Annotated in this window: 10 protein-coding genes and 1 pseudogene; 6 read left to right on the forward strand and 5 right to left on the reverse strand. The window is 70.5% G+C overall.

Translation table 11 applies throughout. From position 1 onward, the window contains the following. Positions 1–18 precede the first annotated feature (18 nt). On the forward strand, positions 19–1,428 hold the full coding sequence (locus ABZ809_RS07615) for an ABC transporter substrate-binding protein (RefSeq protein WP_357561637.1): 1,410 nt from the start codon (positions 19–21) through the stop codon (positions 1,426–1,428). An 87-nt stretch (positions 1,429–1,515) separates the two neighbouring features. On the opposite strand, the gene ABZ809_RS07620 is transcribed toward ABZ809_RS07615, so the two are convergent. Beyond that, entirely contained in the window at positions 1,516–2,694 is a 1,179-nt protein-coding gene (locus ABZ809_RS07620; RefSeq protein WP_357561638.1) for a glycerophosphodiester phosphodiesterase family protein, read from the reverse strand. Then, complete coding sequence (locus tag ABZ809_RS07625) at positions 2,691–2,987, reverse strand: hypothetical protein (protein ID WP_357561639.1); 297 nt, start codon at positions 2,985–2,987, stop codon at positions 2,691–2,693. The genes ABZ809_RS07620 and ABZ809_RS07625 overlap by 4 nt, the downstream gene beginning before the upstream one ends. 892 nt (positions 2,988–3,879) lie before the next feature. On the opposite strand from ABZ809_RS07625, the gene ABZ809_RS07630 reads away from it, so the two are divergent. The 3 genes from ABZ809_RS07630 (at position 3,880) to ABZ809_RS07640 (ending at position 7,823) form a co-directional block, all read left to right on the forward strand. Then, a complete protein-coding gene (locus ABZ809_RS07630) occupies positions 3,880–6,615 on the forward strand; it encodes an AAA family ATPase (protein ID WP_357561823.1) in 2,736 nt (911 codons plus the stop codon). 3 nt (positions 6,616–6,618) lie between these two features. Next, positions 6,619–7,497, forward strand: coding sequence for an alpha/beta fold hydrolase (locus ABZ809_RS07635; protein ID WP_357561640.1), 879 nt, complete (start codon positions 6,619–6,621; stop codon positions 7,495–7,497). A gap of 179 nt (positions 7,498–7,676) precedes the next feature. Next, entirely contained in the window at positions 7,677–7,823 is a 147-nt protein-coding gene (locus ABZ809_RS07640; protein WP_357561641.1) for a hypothetical protein, read from the forward strand. Positions 7,824–8,061: 238 nt separating this feature from the next. On the opposite strand, the pseudogene ABZ809_RS07645 reads toward ABZ809_RS07640, so the two are convergent. Further along, positions 8,062–8,341, reverse strand: a pseudogene (locus ABZ809_RS07645) (transposase); the annotation flags it as partial. Between the two features lie 222 nt (positions 8,342–8,563). Here ABZ809_RS07645 and ABZ809_RS07650 point away from each other — a divergent pair. Then, positions 8,564–10,180 carry a glycerophosphodiester phosphodiesterase family protein gene (locus ABZ809_RS07650; RefSeq protein WP_357561642.1) on the forward strand — a complete coding sequence of 539 codons (1,617 nt, stop codon included), beginning with the start codon at positions 8,564–8,566 and terminating at the stop codon, positions 10,178–10,180. 407 nt (positions 10,181–10,587) lie between these two features. Here the strand turns inward: ABZ809_RS07650 and ABZ809_RS07655 are convergent, their stop codons facing one another. Continuing rightward, a complete protein-coding gene (locus ABZ809_RS07655; RefSeq protein WP_357561643.1) occupies positions 10,588–12,162 on the reverse strand; it encodes an amidohydrolase family protein in 1,575 nt (524 codons plus the stop codon). A 208-nt stretch (positions 12,163–12,370) separates the two neighbouring features. Continuing rightward, the gene (locus ABZ809_RS07660; protein WP_357561644.1) at positions 12,371–12,694 is read right to left on the reverse strand and encodes a hypothetical protein; all 324 of its coding nucleotides are present in this window, start codon (positions 12,692–12,694) and stop codon (positions 12,371–12,373) included. A gap of 220 nt (positions 12,695–12,914) precedes the next feature. Here ABZ809_RS07660 and ABZ809_RS07665 point away from each other — a divergent pair, with 220 nt between their 5' ends. After that, positions 12,915–14,735 (forward strand): BTAD domain-containing putative transcriptional regulator, encoded by a 1,821-nt coding sequence (locus ABZ809_RS07665; protein WP_357561645.1) that lies wholly within the window; start codon positions 12,915–12,917, stop codon positions 14,733–14,735. Positions 14,736–14,742: the final 7 nt, after the last annotated feature.

A 14,742-nucleotide genomic window follows, 5' to 3' on the forward strand; every position in this document is an offset into this window, starting at 1 on the left:
TCAAGAAGTGGAGAACCCGTGAGACAACCCAAGCTCCGTCGGGCCCTGGCGGCGTTCGCCGCCCTGGCCGCCACCGTCGCGCTGACGGCGTGCGGCGGCTCGGGGTCCGGCACCGATTCGGCCACGGATGCGCTCGAGGCGCCGGGCGCGGAGGTGCTGGAGAAGGCCACCGACAAGACCACCATCGAGTTCTGGCACGGGATGAAGGGCGCCAACGCCGCGGCGATCGACAAGCTGGTCGCCGACTTCAACGCCCAGAGCGGGGGCAAGGCCGAGGTCAAGGCGATCTACCAGGGCAACTACGACGAGACGATCGCCAAGTACAAGGCCTCGGTGCAGCAGAAGAACACCCCGGCGCTGGTCCAGATCTACGACATCGGCTCCCGGTTCATGGTCGACTCCAAGCAGACCGTGCCGATGTACAAGTTCATCGAGAAGGACAACTTCAACGCCGGCGACATCGAGCCGAACATCGCCAACTACTACTCGATCGACGGCAAGCTGCAGTCGATGCCGTTCAACACGTCCACCCCGCTGCTGTATCTGAACAAGGAAGCCTTCGTCAAGGCCGGCCTCGACCCGGCGAAGCCGCCGCGGAACCTCGACGAGATCGGGGAGATGGCGAAGAAGCTGACCGTCAAGGACGCCGGCGGCAAGACCCTCCAGTACGGCTTCGGCGCCGCCATCTACGGCTGGCTGGTGGAGCAGTTGATCGCCACCGACGGCAAGGAGTACTGCGACAACAGCAACGGCCGCAAGGGCCTGGCCACGAAGGTGCAGTTCGACCAGGAGACCGGCGTGCGTGTCGCGCAGTGGTGGGCGGACCTCGTCAAGGGCGGCTACGCGACGAACACCGGCCGCAAGACCGACGACGCCCAGGCCGCCTTCAAGGCCGGCGCGGTGGCGATGCACCTGGAGTCCACCGGCGCCATGCGCGGCTACATCGACGCGGCCAAGGGCAAGTTCACCGTCCTCACCGCGCCGTACCCGAAGGCGAGCAGCTCGGCCACGGGCGGGCCGATCATCGGTGGCGCCTCGCTGTGGATCAACGGCGTCGGGCACAGCGACAAGGAGAAGCGGGCCGCCTGGGAGTTCGTGAAGTTCGCCTCGAGTCCGCAGCAGCAGGCCAAGTGGCACACCGGCACCGGGTACGTGCCGGTCAACGCCAAGGCGCTCGACGAGCAGATCGACAAGGACTGGGTGGCGCAGTATCCGCAGTTCAAGACCGCGGTGGACCAGCTGCACGCGCTGCCGCCGTCGGTCGCGTCGGCCGGCTGCCTGCTCGGCGTGATGCCGCAGGCCCGCAAGGCCTCCGAGGACGGCCTGGAGGCCGCCATCGTCGGCAGCAAACCGGCCGACCAGGCCATGAAGGACGCCGCCGCGAGCGTGCAGCCCGCGATTGACAGCTACAACAAGTCGGTCAGCTGACCGACGCGGGGACACCTCGGGTCGAGGGGCCGGCTCCGTCGGGGCCGGCCCCTCGATGCCCGGCCCGGCCGCACCGGTCCCGCCGGGTCAGACGAGGTACGCGTGCAGGTCGACGATCGCGCCGTCGGCGCGGTGCAGCCCGGCCGAGTCGCCCTTCGTGCCGTTCCAGACGGCGGCGGCGCGGCCGTTGTGACAGTTGGCCGCGTCATCGGTGCCCGGCCCGGTCCACACCCGCAACAGCCCACCCGGCGGGATGACGTAGCCGTCGCCCACCATGACCCGATCCGATGACTGGCTCCGCAGGTACCAGCCGCTGACGTCCACCGGCTGCCCGGAGACGTTGCGCAGGACGACATGCTCGCCGGCCCACGGCGGCTCGTCGCCAGGGGAGTGGTGGACGACGTCCTGGACGACCACCCCCGCCGCGTCGGGCAGCGGGTCGCGGCCGTGGAGCAGGTTGTTCAGGGCGTACGGGTAGTTGGTGATCATCCCGTCGACGCCGGCGTCGAGGGCCCACCGCCACAACTCCGGCGCGTCGACGGTCCACGGCACGACGGCCAGGCCCGCCTCGATGACGCGGGCCACGTCCTCGGGCCGCAACCGGCGGATGTCCGGGTTGACCGAGAAGACCCACTCGGCCAGGTCGGTCAGCCTCCCGCTCGCCGGCACGTCGTAGGCGATCAGCGCGACCGAGACGGCGGGCAGCCGGGCGTGGAAGTCCCGGATGGTCTGCTCGTCGAAGGAGCCGACGACGAGCGGCTGCCGCGGCCGGCCGTGCGGATCGGTCCAGTCGCGACGCCGACGCAGCCGGGCGGCGACGGCTCCCGCCAGCCCCGGATTCAGCGCGGGCGCCTTCAACTCGAGGTTCAGGCCGACCCGGCCCCCGAGCAGGTCCAGCAGGTCATCGAGCGTCAGGATGTGCTGGCCGCTGAAGGCGTCGTCGTACCACCCGCCGGCGTCGAGCTTCTTCAGCTCGGCGAGGGTGAAGTCGTGCACGTTCCAGGGCGCACGGTCGGCGAACGCCAGCCTGGCGTCGGTGGTACGGGCGAGCGTGACATCGTGGATGATGACCAGCTCCCCGTCGGCGCTGAGCTGCACGTCGGTCTCGACGTAGTCGGCGCCCTCGGCGATCGCCAGCTCGACGGCGGCCGCGGTGTTCTCCGGCGCCATGCCGGACGAGCCCCGGTGCGCGTACGTCATGCGCGGCCGGGGAGTCGCCGCCGTGGCGACCAGCGCGCCGGACCGTGCCGGCAGGATGGCGCTCATCCAGGAACTCCCTCGGCTCGGGACCGCCGGCTCCGGTGGTTGCCGGCTCGACGCCGGCAGGTCGGTTGGCCTGGTCGAGGAGCGCGGTCGCCGGTCGGCGTGGTCGGCGCGCCCTTGACGTGCGTGTCGCTGAAGAACTGCGGCCCGATCCACGCGGGCAGTGCCGCGGAGACCGCACGCCCCATCAGCACCCCGGCGACGTCGGTGATCGGGTTGTGTCGCCCGGTCGGCAGCGGCCCGACCACGACGCCGAGGTCGCCGGCGCGGCGGCCGGATGGCACCATGTTCGTCACGGCGACGCAGTCTAGTGCCGCACCCTCGGTCGCCGGCGCGGCGCGGCCCTCCGCGCATGCCGGCAAGCGGCTGAACCTGGACGCGGCGACTTTCCGACACCCCCCCCGCCAGCGGCAGAGGACGGGCGGTCGGCGTCGGCGCCGCTGGAGGTTGGCCCCCTCCCACGCAGCACTCTTCTCGCCGCAGAAGACGAGGCTCAGGAGTCGGTTCCCGGGACGACCAACCATTCGCGCGGGTTCCTGGCCGTCGCACGCGGCTGTGGACGTTCCTGCACGATCTCGCGCTGTCTCTCGGTGGGCAACCCGAGCTCGTGCAGCACGTTGCCGGCTGCGGTGCGGCACTGGTGTGGGCTCAAGCTGGGATCGGGCCATGTTGACCGGCGATCCTGTCGCAGACCTGCTCGTGGTGTATCCGTCGACGGCCTTGAACGACATGGTCGCCCAGGCTCAGCGTGCAGTGCTGGGTGGTGAGGGTCGTACGGCGCGTCACCGGGTTGGTGATCGGGCACGCCTCGCCGGGAACGGAGGTAGCGCACGCCGCCCGCTGTGGCCGAGTCGACATCGGGTCCGCCTGCAGGGCACGACGAGGGCCGGCACCGTGTCGGCGTGCCAGACGTGTGCGGTGCCGGGTGGATCGTGACGCGGTGAACGGACACGTCGTCGGCGTCGAGCACTGTGGTGGGAGGTGGCTCCGGTAGCGCCCGGTTGGCTGCTCCGGACCACCTGGGGAATCGACCTCCCCGCGATCGCTCGCGCGCTCGGGGCCGGCAGGCCCATGCGCATTCGCGGCACCTGGTGCGGGACCCGTCTCGCTAGCCGGGCCATCACCGCCGCGCTGACCGGACCGGCCATCACCACGGCCAGGTCGTTTGTGAGAAGTGACTCCGTGCGGATGGGGGGCGTGGAAGGTCTCCTAGAGTGGGTATTCATGCTTTACGGCAGGTCGGCGGAGGTCAGCGCACTCGACAAGGTGATCGCGTGGGCTCGCGACGGCTCTGGCGGTGCTGTGGTGTTGCGGGGCGAGGCGGGGGTGGGCAAGACGGCCCTGCTCGACGCGGTGGCCGTGCGGGGCGGCGCGATGCGTCTGCTGCGGACCACCGGCGTCGAGGCTGAGACCGACCTTGCGTTCGCAGCGCTGCACCAGGTGCTGTGGCCGGTTTCCAGCATGCTCGACGCGCTGCCCGAACCGCAGCACGACGCTGTGCGCGCGGCGCTGGGTCTCGCCGCGGGCACTGCTGGCGATCGGTACCTGCTGGGCGCTGGCGTGCTTTCGCTGTTGGCCGAAGCCGCCGCGCCGGACGGGTTGATCTGCGTGGTCGACGACTTCCAGTGGATCGACCAGGCCTCGGCCGACGCACTGCTGTTCGCCGCCAGGCGGCTGGCGACCGAAAAGATCGCGATGTTGTTCGCTGTGCGCGGGGACGCTCCGGTCAAGGGTGTGCCGCTGACGGTGGAGGTGCGTGGCCTGCCCGGAGCCGCCGCGGCCAAGATGCTGGAGTCCTGCTGCGGTGCGCAGCCTGATGTGGCGCGGGAACTCGTCACGCTGACCCGCGCGAACCCGCTCGCGCTGGGCGAGATCGCCGCCCGCCTGACACCCGCGCAACTCGCCGGACGCGACCCGCTGCCCGACCCGCTGCCCGGGGGTGCCCTGCTGTTCGGCGATCGGGTGGCGGCGTTGTCCGCCTCTGCCCGGCTGCTCGCACTGGTCGCCGCCGTGCAGGCTGACCTCGTCCTGGTCCTGAGCGCCACCGACCGGTTGTCCGCCGAGCGAACGGTACGGCCCGGAGAGAACATGGGGTCGTGGACTGGGCGGATGGCGCTGGCCGAGCTGGAGGAGTCCGGGTTGGCCGAGCTCTCGGGTACGCGCGTGCACTTCCGTCATCCGCTCATCCGGTCGGCGGTGCACGAGGCGGCCAGCCCGGCCATGATCCGCCGGGTGCATGCTGTACTGGCGGAGCTTACCGAGGGTGACCGTCGCGCCTGGCACCTGGCCGGAGCCGCCATGGGCCAGGACGAGCGGGCTGCCACCGAGTTGGTGGCCGCCGCGGAGCTGGCGCGCGACCGCGGTGGATACGGGACCGCTGCCGCCGCCCTGGCCCGGGCCGCCGAGCTGACCCCCGAGCCGCGCGCCCGTGCTGCCCGCCTGAAGGACGCCGCCGTCGCGGCCTGGCTCGGTGGCCGCCCGGGGCAGGCGGAGTCGCTGCTCGCCGAGGCCCGCCACCAGGCTGGCGCGGATGCCGGCCTCGCCATGGAGATCGCCCAGCTGCGAGGCCGGTTCGAGCTGAACTCCGGTGACGCCGCCGAAGCCGTGCGGATCCTGGCGGCGGGCGACACCCTGGAGATGCTGGCCGATGCCGTGGAGGCCGCCTCGTACGTCGGCGACACGGCCGCCATCATCGAGCTCGGGCGGAGGGCGGCCGCACACCGCGAGGGATTCTTGCGGGACACGGTGGCCGGAATCGGCCTGGCGCTGGACGGCGACGCTGCCGGGCCGGGTCTGCTGCGGCGGGCGCTGGCACGGGTTGGCGAGCTGGGGGAGGCGGCGGAGTATCTGTGGGCGGCGGCCGCGGCCAGCCAACTGGGCGAGTCGGATCTGGCGACCGAGATGGCCGAGCGGGCCGGTCGGGTGGCCAGGGTGTCGGGGATGACCGGGCAGTTGCCGGTCGTGCTGGAGTTCGTGGCGACGGCCGAGCGCATCGCCGGGCGGCTGGCAAGCAGCCAGGCCATCTCCGAGGAGGGCCTGGAACTGGCCCGCGAGGCCGGCTATGAGAACACCGTGGCCGCGCACCTGGCCAACCTGGCGGTCCTGGCGGCGCTGCGAGGCGAGGAGGAGACCTGCGAACGGCAGGCCCGCGAGGCGCTGGCCATCGCCATACCGCATCGAGTGGGTCTGCGGGCAGGGGTCGCCGCGTACGCGCTGGCGCTGCTCGACCTGTGCCTGGGACGCTACGCGACGGCGCATGACCGCTTCACGGCCATCGCCGCGGCGGGACCGGGGGTCGGGCATCCCACCGTGGTGTGGCGGACGGCGCCGGATCGCGTCGAGGCCGCCGTGGGCGCGGGCGACGAGGTGGGTGCGCGGACGGCGCTCGAGGCGTACGAGCGATGGTCGGCGTACGCCGCGACGCCCGAGTCGCGCGCCCTGCTGGCCCGCTGTCGGGGCTTGGCCGAGTCGTCCGAGGAGGCCTTCGGCGAGGCGCTGCGGCTGCACACCAACCCGTTCGAGGCGGCCAGGACGGCTCTGCTGCTGGGTGAGCGCCTGCGCCGCGCGCAGCGGCCGGGCGACGCGCGGGCGCATCTGCGGATGGCGTGGGAGACGTTCGAGCGGGCAGGCGCGAGGCCGTGGGCGAGGCGCGCACAGGGTGAGCTGCGGGCGGCGGGCGAGAGCGGGCAGGCCCCGAGCTCGGCCATGCTGGACGCGCTGACCCCGCAGGAGTTGCGCATCGCGGGCCTGGTCGCCGACGGGTTGTCGAGCAAGCAGATCGCTGCCCAGCTGTTCCTGAGCCCCCGCACGGTCGAGTATCACCTGTACAAGGTCTATCCGAAGCTGGGCATCGGCTCCCGCACGGAACCGGCGCGACTAGTAGTTCTACAGAAGGCGCCTGCGGCGGAAGAGGACATGCTCTGAGACATGCATGAGGTGAACATCTGGAGTGAAGAGTTCGGCGCCGTAACGGATGCGCCGATCTTGTTGATTATGGGGTCGATGTCGCAGGGCGTCCTGTGGCCGGACGAGTTCGTTGGCCGCCTTGTCGCCGGAGGTCGCCGGGTGATCCGGTACGACCACCGTGACACCGGCAAGTCGGGCACGGTCGACTTCGCGGCGGAGCCGTACACGTGGGACGACATCAAGAACGACGTGTACCGCGTGCTGGACACCCACGGTCTGGAGAGCGCCCACCTGGTCTGTCACTCGGCCGGCGGGCTGCTCGGTCAGTTCGTCGCGTTGGAGCAGCCGGAGCTGGTGCGCTCGCTGACGGTCATCGGCTCCTCACCGCTCGGCGGCGGGGAAGGTCAGGTGATCCTGCGGGCTCTGCTGGGGCAGCCGCAGCCTGAAGGCAGCCTGCCCGAGCCGGCGCCGGAGTTCGTGGCCTTCTACCGCGCGCTGATGGCTGCCGCACCGCCAGCGGACCGGCGCTCCCAGATCGACACCATGATCGCCGAACAGCGCGTGCTGCACGGCACCGGGCTGCCGTTCGACGAGGACGCGGCGCGTCTGCTACAGGAACGAATCTTCGACCGGGCCCGCGACCTGTCGGCGGTAACCAACCACCGGCTGGCCGCAGCGGCCAACCCGGACTTCGAGCCGGTGGGCGTGCTGCACCAGCTGAAGGTGCCCACGCTGGTCATCGAGGGCAGCCACGAGCCGGTCAAGCCGGGCCACGGCGCGATCATCGCCGAGCAGATCCCAGGAGCACGGCTGATGATCACGGCGGGCATGGGGCACACGCTACCGCCGGAGGTGCACGAGGAACTGGCCACCGCCATCCTCATGCACGCAGCCGGGTAACAGCTATCTGACGGCACAGTGTGTGCTCTGGCGGGAGCGCCACGGCGGGGACGAAGGCGTTGAGGAGTCGGCGGATCTCGGCGACGGTCAACGCAATGATCTCCGGGTGAGGGTCGGGCTGTTGAGCGGCGAGGGATGGTCAGGACGGCCAGTGCCAGCATGGCCAGGGTGATGAGCCGGTGCCAGCCAGTCCAGCCCCGGAGCTGGTAGTGGTCCAGGCCGACCTGGCCCTCGCCGGTCTGGAACAACTCCTCGATGCTCCGGCGGGAGCCGGCCACGGCCACGAGGGTGAGCAGCGGGCCGGGCGGGATGACCAGCACAGGTAGAAGGCCAACTCGCCGGTGGTGCGGTTGCGGCGGATGAGCAGCCACGAATGCTCGTCCGGCCGGATGGCGGTGGTGATCCAGGTCCACAGGTGGTCGCGGGGTCCGTTCGCTCTCAGCCCGCAACTGTGCGGCTGCCACTCGGCGGCCGGTATCCGCGCGGCGAGGTCGTCGACGCGGATCAGGGTGCGGCCGTCGTTGACCGTCACGCGTCGGTCGCACCAGCGTCGAGGGCGGCGGCGATCATCTGCCCGGCCAGGGCCGGTTTCGTAGCGAACCCGACGTCGTCCGGGACGCCGGCGGCGGTCAGACGGTCCGGACGATCCCACCAGGTCGTCTCCGGTAGGTAGAGCCGGCGGTCGATCAGCGCCCGCCCCGGCAGGTGAGACACAGGCCAGGAATACCCCGGCCTGGGTGTTCTCCACCCGGCCGTCGGTACCGGTGTACTGCCGCTGCACCCCGACCGGGCACACGCCCTTCTCCAGGAAGCCGGTCTTATCGGTGACCAGCACTGCGTCGGGGTGGCCGTGACCTGATTGTCGACGTCCGCGAACTGACCGCCGAGCTGGCCGGCGGGCGACCGACGATGTGCCCGGGTGGGACTGGTGGCCGGACGTCATGATCTTGATGCGATCGTGTGACCCGGCGTTGAGGGAAGGTTCCGTCGTCGTTCAACCGGGTCCGTGAGCGTTCTTCACGGCCTGCCCAGGGCCCATGTCGCGACTACGTCAGGGATCTCCCACATGAACCGGAAACCTCACCGGCTGACCGCTGTCGGTGTTCCCCTCGCCTCTGCCGCTCTGCTCGCCACCACCCTCGTCGCATCCGCGCAAGTGGCGCCGCCCCCGGTGCCGACCTCGCCGGTGGCGTACCCCGTCGCGGACATCCGGAAGGCCCTCAAGATCGACTGGCTCGACAACGGGATCACGGCCCACCGCGGCTGGTCCGGTGCCTACCCCGAAAACACGATGATCTCCATGGAGAAGGGCATCGAGCTCGGCGCCGACTGGATCGAACTCGATGTCTTCGTCAGCGCCGACGGCCAGGTCGTGGTGAACCACGACACCACCACGGGCCGGACCGGTGACCAGAACCTTCTCATCGAGAAGTCCACCTGGGATGAGCTGAAGACCGTTGACGTGGCGCATGCGTTCCGCCAGCAGTACGGCCTCTCAGACAAGGAGTTGCCGTTCACGCGGATGCCACTCCTGTCCGAGACGCTCAAGATGGTGAAGAAGCAGGGCAGGACCCGCGTCTCCATCCAGCCCAAGACCATCCCCGCCGTCGATGCCGCCGTCGCGGTCGTCAAGGAGCTCGGCGCGGAGCAGTGGGTGGGCTTCAACGACGGCAGCCTCCCGGGAATGAGCCGGGTCAAGGAACTCGACCCCAACCTGCACGTCTTCTGGGACACCAACACCGCTGACATCGACGGCTCCATCGCCACTGCGCTTGACCGGGGCTTCGAGGCGATCGTCATGAACCAGTCCCGGGTCAACCCGGAGTCGATCCGCAAGATCCAGGCGGCCGGGATGGAAGCGGGCGCCTGGACAATCAACGACATGGGGGTCGCGAAGAAGTTCTGGGACTGGGGCATCGACCGCGTCTACACCGACCACGCCCGCGAAGCGCTGATGGCGACCGGCCAGGACACCCGCCCCGGTCTCAGCCGCAACCTGATCGCGCACTGGACCTTCGACGACACCGGCAAGGGCTGGCGCAAGGGCATCACCAGCGGCGACACCCCCAACCCGCGCCAGGACGGTCGCCTGACCGGCTACGGCCTGAAGGCTGACCCGTCCACCGGCGGCAAGCTCGGGGGCGCCGTCGAGTTCGACGGCTGGCGCGAGTACGTCGATGTCCCGGCCATCGTCGTTCCGGCCGGCTCCGGGGCCCTGACCGCGTCCACCTGGTTCAAGCCCGCCGCACCCGGTTCGACCCGCCAGACAATCTTCGAGACCAGCGGCCAGTGGTCCATCTCGCTGGAACTCACCGCCGGCACCGGTCGCCTGAAGTTCAGCATCCAGGACGGCACCGAGATCATTGCCGAATCCGGCACCACCCCCACGGCGAACGAGTGGCACCACGCCGCCCTGACGTACGACGCGGCAGCCGGCCAGGCCCGCCTCTACTTCGACGGCGCCGAAGTGACCAGCTTCCCGTACGACGCGAAGGAGCCGGTGACCTCCACGACCGGCCTCGCGAGCAACACCGGCCTGCACTTCGGTACCCACCGCGACGCGAACGACCGCTGGTTCAGCGGCGCCATCGACGACACGGCCATCTGGAACCGGGTCCTGACCGGGGGCGAGATCGACTGGCTCTGGAACGGCGGCCTCGGCCATGCCGTCCCGAAGCAGTAGCGCGGCCAAGCCAACCGCGCTCGGCCGCGCACACCACAACTGAACAACCTCGAGAAGCACTGGGGGTCGCGGTCTCAGTTGTGGCCACGACCCCCAGGGCGGCCGTTCATTGCTTGGCTCGCCACCCTGCTGTTCACCGACGCCGGTTATCCGCTGCGCGCCCTGCGGTGGAACCTGACGGAGATCTGCCGGGCGCTGGGCGACGAGGGTACGGCCGACGGCGACCTGGTGACGCCGACGTTGAGGAACAGGTTCGGCCGAGGTGACGCGGGCGCGACGTGCCCTGTCCAGGTCTCGTGGTACCCGCGGGGGCGCAGGCGCATCCGGGGCAACGGGAACTGGCCCGGTAGCGGAAAGGGCTGCGTCGACGAGTTGACGCTCTGGTGTCGTGTGCGCCGCCGCTGCCGTCAGAACCGGGGCGGCTGCGAAGAAGCCGGCGTCAGGATCCCGCCGGCCCGGGTACGCACCGCGTGCGCCGCTGCCGCGGCGTTGCGGACGACCTTGCTGGTGTCGTGGCTGACCATTTCCCGGTCCTGCTTGACGATGCGGCCGTCGATCAGGACGGTGTCGATGTTGGCCGGGGTCGCCGACCGGACGACGGTCGATTCCAGATCACCGATCGGCGCGATGTTGATGTCGTCGGCCCGGATCAGCACGATGTCCGCCCGCTTGCCCGGCGTGATCGACCCGGTCACCGCGTCCAGGCCCAGCGCCCGCGCACCGTTGATCGTCGCCATCTCGATCGCCTGCCGGAACACCACGGCCGGCAGGTCAGCGGTGTCCGTGCCCACGTACGGGATGCCCAGGTTCCAGGCCACGTTCATCGACTCGAACATGTTGATCGGCGCCAGCGACGAGGCGTCGAACGACAGCGAGACGGTGATTCCGGCGGCCAGCATCCGCAGCAGCTGACCGTGGAAGCCGCCGGCGGTGCCGAGACGCAGTTCGGAGTGGACCGAGAAGCTCACCGGCGACTTCGTGCGGACCATCGCCTGCCGGTCCGCCTCGTCGAACGGCAGGGCGTGACACAGGAGGAAGTCGGGTCCGAGGTAACCCATCTTCTCGATGTCGGCGGCGTGCACCGCGGTGGTGGGCCCCTGCCCGGAGTGGACCGAGACGGGCAGCCTGCGCTTGCGGGTCTCGGCCATCTCAAGGTGGAAGTTCGCGAGTTGGCCGGGGCCGCGCAGGTTGACGCCGAGGTGCACCAGGCCGTCGAACGGTGACTTCTTGCCGAACCACGTGCGCTGCACCCGGTCGATATCGGCGAAGTCGATCGGTTGGGTGGCGGGTTGCCCGTCACGGTGGCCGTACGAGTACCGCGCCCGGACGAGGCCGTCGGCATGCGCCTGCAGTTCGGCGTCGGCGTACTCCGGCCCGCGGGTGTTGTGCGACCAGTTGTTGACCGTGGTGATTCCGGCACCGGCGCACTCGACCAGACCGAGCAGCACGCTGTCGTAGAAGTCGTCGGGCTGATAGGCGGCGACAGTCGCCGACTTCGCCGCGAAGTACTCGAAGCCCGTGGAGACGAAGTTTCGTCCCAGCGCACTCCACATGTGGTAGTGCGTCTCGACGAATCCGGGCATGGCGATCATGCGGGAGGCGTCGATGACCTTGGCGCCGCGGGCCCGCAGGCCGGCACCCACGGCTACGATCCGACCGTCCTTGACCTCGATGTCGGCGTTGGCCTGCGTGCCGATCTTCGGGTCGACGGAGACCAGCGCCGCACCTTTGATCAGATAGTGGCCGCGCGGTGGCTTCCCGCCGGAGCCGCCACCACTCGGGACACGCCGTGGACCGGCAGCTGCCGCCGGCGACGGCACGGCCAGCGACGTGACCGCGGTGGCGCCGACTGCGGCGAGCAGTGCCCGACGCCCGATGGCCGGTACCGGACGGCCACAGTCGTCGAACAACGGCGCGCTGCCGATGGCATCCGTACCCCCATTGACCTGCTGCGATGGCTCATTGCCTGGCTTGACCGACATGCCGGGGACCGTAGAGAGCGACAGTTTCGAGTTACCTGGCAGTCCCGTTACCGGGCCGTTTCACGAGACACCGACAAGACGACAAGGGACCTGAACCAGGCATATCCGTCCGGTTGACGCAAGGCGCGCGGAACTGCTGCCAGGAGCCACGAGCCAGGGCGACGACGGCGTCGCCGCACCCATCGAGGTGCCCGGTGCCCAGCCCGCCCTACACGCTCATGCCCTTCATGATCAGCAAGACCTCGACGTAGATCAGCGACGGGGACATGGCGTGGTCCTCGCGGACCTTCGGCTCGTGGGTCCGGGCGTCGTCGGCGGCAGGCGAACTCCAGTTTCCCGCGACGGTCGCCTCCGTCCGCTGCGGGGCGTCGGCGATGTGGCGGCGGCGGGCGACCCGGACCTGTACGTCGCGCGGCTCTGGGGCGAGGTGTAGCCGGATCTTCAGCCCGGTGGGAGAGCGGCGGTGCGCCTGGCTCCACTGGCCTGCAGCGGTGGGCGACGTCGGATGTCCGGCGACGTCATCACCATGCATGAAGAGGGGTCGGTGGCGGTTACCACCCTGTGATCTGGATCATATTGTTACTCAGCGTCGTGCGTCGATCATGGCGTGTGAGTGCGCCGCTCTCGCGCGCGCTGCCTGCGTTGGTTCGCCGACCGTGACCAACCGTGAACCCGTGTCGCTCCCGCCGGTCGCTTCGTCGCGGCGCCGGCGGGCGACGATGGGAATGCCGCAGTAACGTCGAGCCCGGTCAATGTCGAACGGGGGACTCGTGATTTCGCTACTCGGCCCGCTCGTATTTCAGTGCGACGGTGAACTCCATTCCATCGCTTCCTCGAAGCGCCGTACCCTGCTGGCGGTCCTGGCGACGAGAGCGAACATGTTCGTACCGTTGCAGCAGTTGGTGGAGGATGTGTGGGACGGCGTGCCCCCGCCGTCGGCGGAGAACCTGATCCGGCAGTACGTCCTGCGCCTGCGCCGGCTGCTGGAGTCGGGGACCGGACCAGCGCACACGGTCATCGAGACGCGGCCCTCCGGGTACCAGTTGAGCGCACCGCGAACCGAGGTCGACAGTCACCTGTTCCGGGATCTCGTGCGGGACGGCACGGCGGTCCTGCGCCGGGGCCGGCACGAGGAGGCGATCGCCCTGCTGACCCGGGCGCTCGGCCTGTGGCGCGGTTCGGCGCTCGTGGACGTGACCCCGTCCGCCCTGGTGACTGCCGAGGCCATGCGGCTGGAGGAGTGCCGCGGCGCCGCGACCGAACTGCTGATGGAGGCGCGGCTGGCCCGTGGCGACCATCAGAGCGTGGTGGACGAGCTGACCTATCTGGTCGCCGCTCATCCGCAGCGTGAGCGCCTGCGGGGGTTCCTCATGTCGGCGCTGGCCGCTACCGGCCGCCGCGCGGACGCCCTCGCGGTCTATCGGGACGGGCGGCGCCTGCTCGTCGACGAGATCGGCATTGAGCCGGGCCCGGAGCTGCGGGCTCTGCACCAGCGCATCCTCGCCGACGGCGGCACCGAGGCGGCGCCGTCCCTCGCCGCCGCGGTCGAGCCCGCCCCGCCGAGTCGGCCCTGCGACCTGCCGGCCGACGTCGTCGATCTGGTCGGCCGGAACGCGCTGGAGAACCGGATCGAGGCGGAGAGCCTGCGCATCCTGGACGGCGCCCGGCGTGGCGGCGCTCCGCGCGTCCTGGTGATCTCCGGCGCGACAGGTGTGGGCAAGACGGCACTCGCCGTCCGGGTCGCCCACCGTATCGCGGAGCATTTTCCGGACGGGCAGTTGTGCGTGTCACCGGCGGATGCGGAAACCGAATTGCCGCGCGTGCTGCGGGCCCTGGGTGTGCCCGCCCGCCGAATTCCCGGCTCAATGCAGGAACAACACGAGTGCTATCGGGCCACGTTGCGGGACCGGCGAATGCTGATTCTGCTCGACGACGCCTCCGACGAGTCCCAGGTGCGCTTCTGGCTGCCACTCGGTCGGCACAGTCTCGTGCTGGTGACGAGCAGATCGGTGCTCGCCATGCTCGGCGGCGCCGTACGCGTCACCTGCCCACCGCTGCGGCAAGCGGACAGTGTCGAGTTGCTCCGCCGTACCGTCGGCGGTGAGCGTGTCGACGCGGACGTGTCCGGGTTCCGAGACCTCGCCCTCTGGTGCACGGGCGTCCCCATGGTGCTGGAGGCCGCCGGGGCGTTGCTGCTGCGGCGACGGGACTGGTCCGCCCATCACCTGGTCCGCCGGCTCTCCAACGGTCGTCCCCTCGACGAACTCCACCTGGAGGGGCACGCCGTCCGGTGCCGGCTGGAGCGCAGCTACGAGCGGCTGCGCGCGATGGAACGTCGCCTGCTGTCCTGGCTGGTCCGGGCCGGTGATCCGACGCCTCCACTGCCCCGGTTCGCCGCGGAGTGCCAGGTGGACCCGGCCGACGCGGAGCGGGCGATGGAACGGCTGCTCGACCTGCACCTGGTGGACGTGCAGGTGCGCGCGCCCGGTGAACCGGTCCGGTACGTGCTGAACCAGGTCACCCGGGCGCTCGCCTGGGAGAAGTCCGGCGCGGAGGGACGGCCGGCACACTGACGGCGGC

This window comes from Micromonospora sp. NPDC047074 (genome assembly GCF_040643815.1).
Taxonomy (GTDB): Bacteria; Actinomycetota; Actinomycetes; order Mycobacteriales; family Micromonosporaceae; genus Micromonospora.

Coding starts and splice junctions, on each gene's coding strand:
- ABZ809_RS07620 (WP_357561638.1), bottom strand. CDS start 2,694: ATGAGCGCCATCCTGCCGGCACGGTCCGGCGCGCTGGTCGCCACGGCG.
- ABZ809_RS07630 (WP_357561823.1), top strand. CDS start 3,880: ATGGGGGGCGTGGAAGGTCTCCTAGAGTGGGTATTCATGCTTTACGGC.
- ABZ809_RS07635 (WP_357561640.1), top strand. CDS start 6,619: ATGCATGAGGTGAACATCTGGAGTGAAGAGTTCGGCGCCGTAACGGAT.
- ABZ809_RS07650 (WP_357561642.1), top strand. CDS start 8,564: ATGAACCGGAAACCTCACCGGCTGACCGCTGTCGGTGTTCCCCTCGCC.
- ABZ809_RS07655 (WP_357561643.1), bottom strand. CDS start 12,162: ATGTCGGTCAAGCCAGGCAATGAGCCATCGCAGCAGGTCAATGGGGGT.
- ABZ809_RS07660 (WP_357561644.1), bottom strand. CDS start 12,694: ATGCATGGTGATGACGTCGCCGGACATCCGACGTCGCCCACCGCTGCA.
- ABZ809_RS07665 (WP_357561645.1), top strand. CDS start 12,915: ATGTCGAACGGGGGACTCGTGATTTCGCTACTCGGCCCGCTCGTATTT.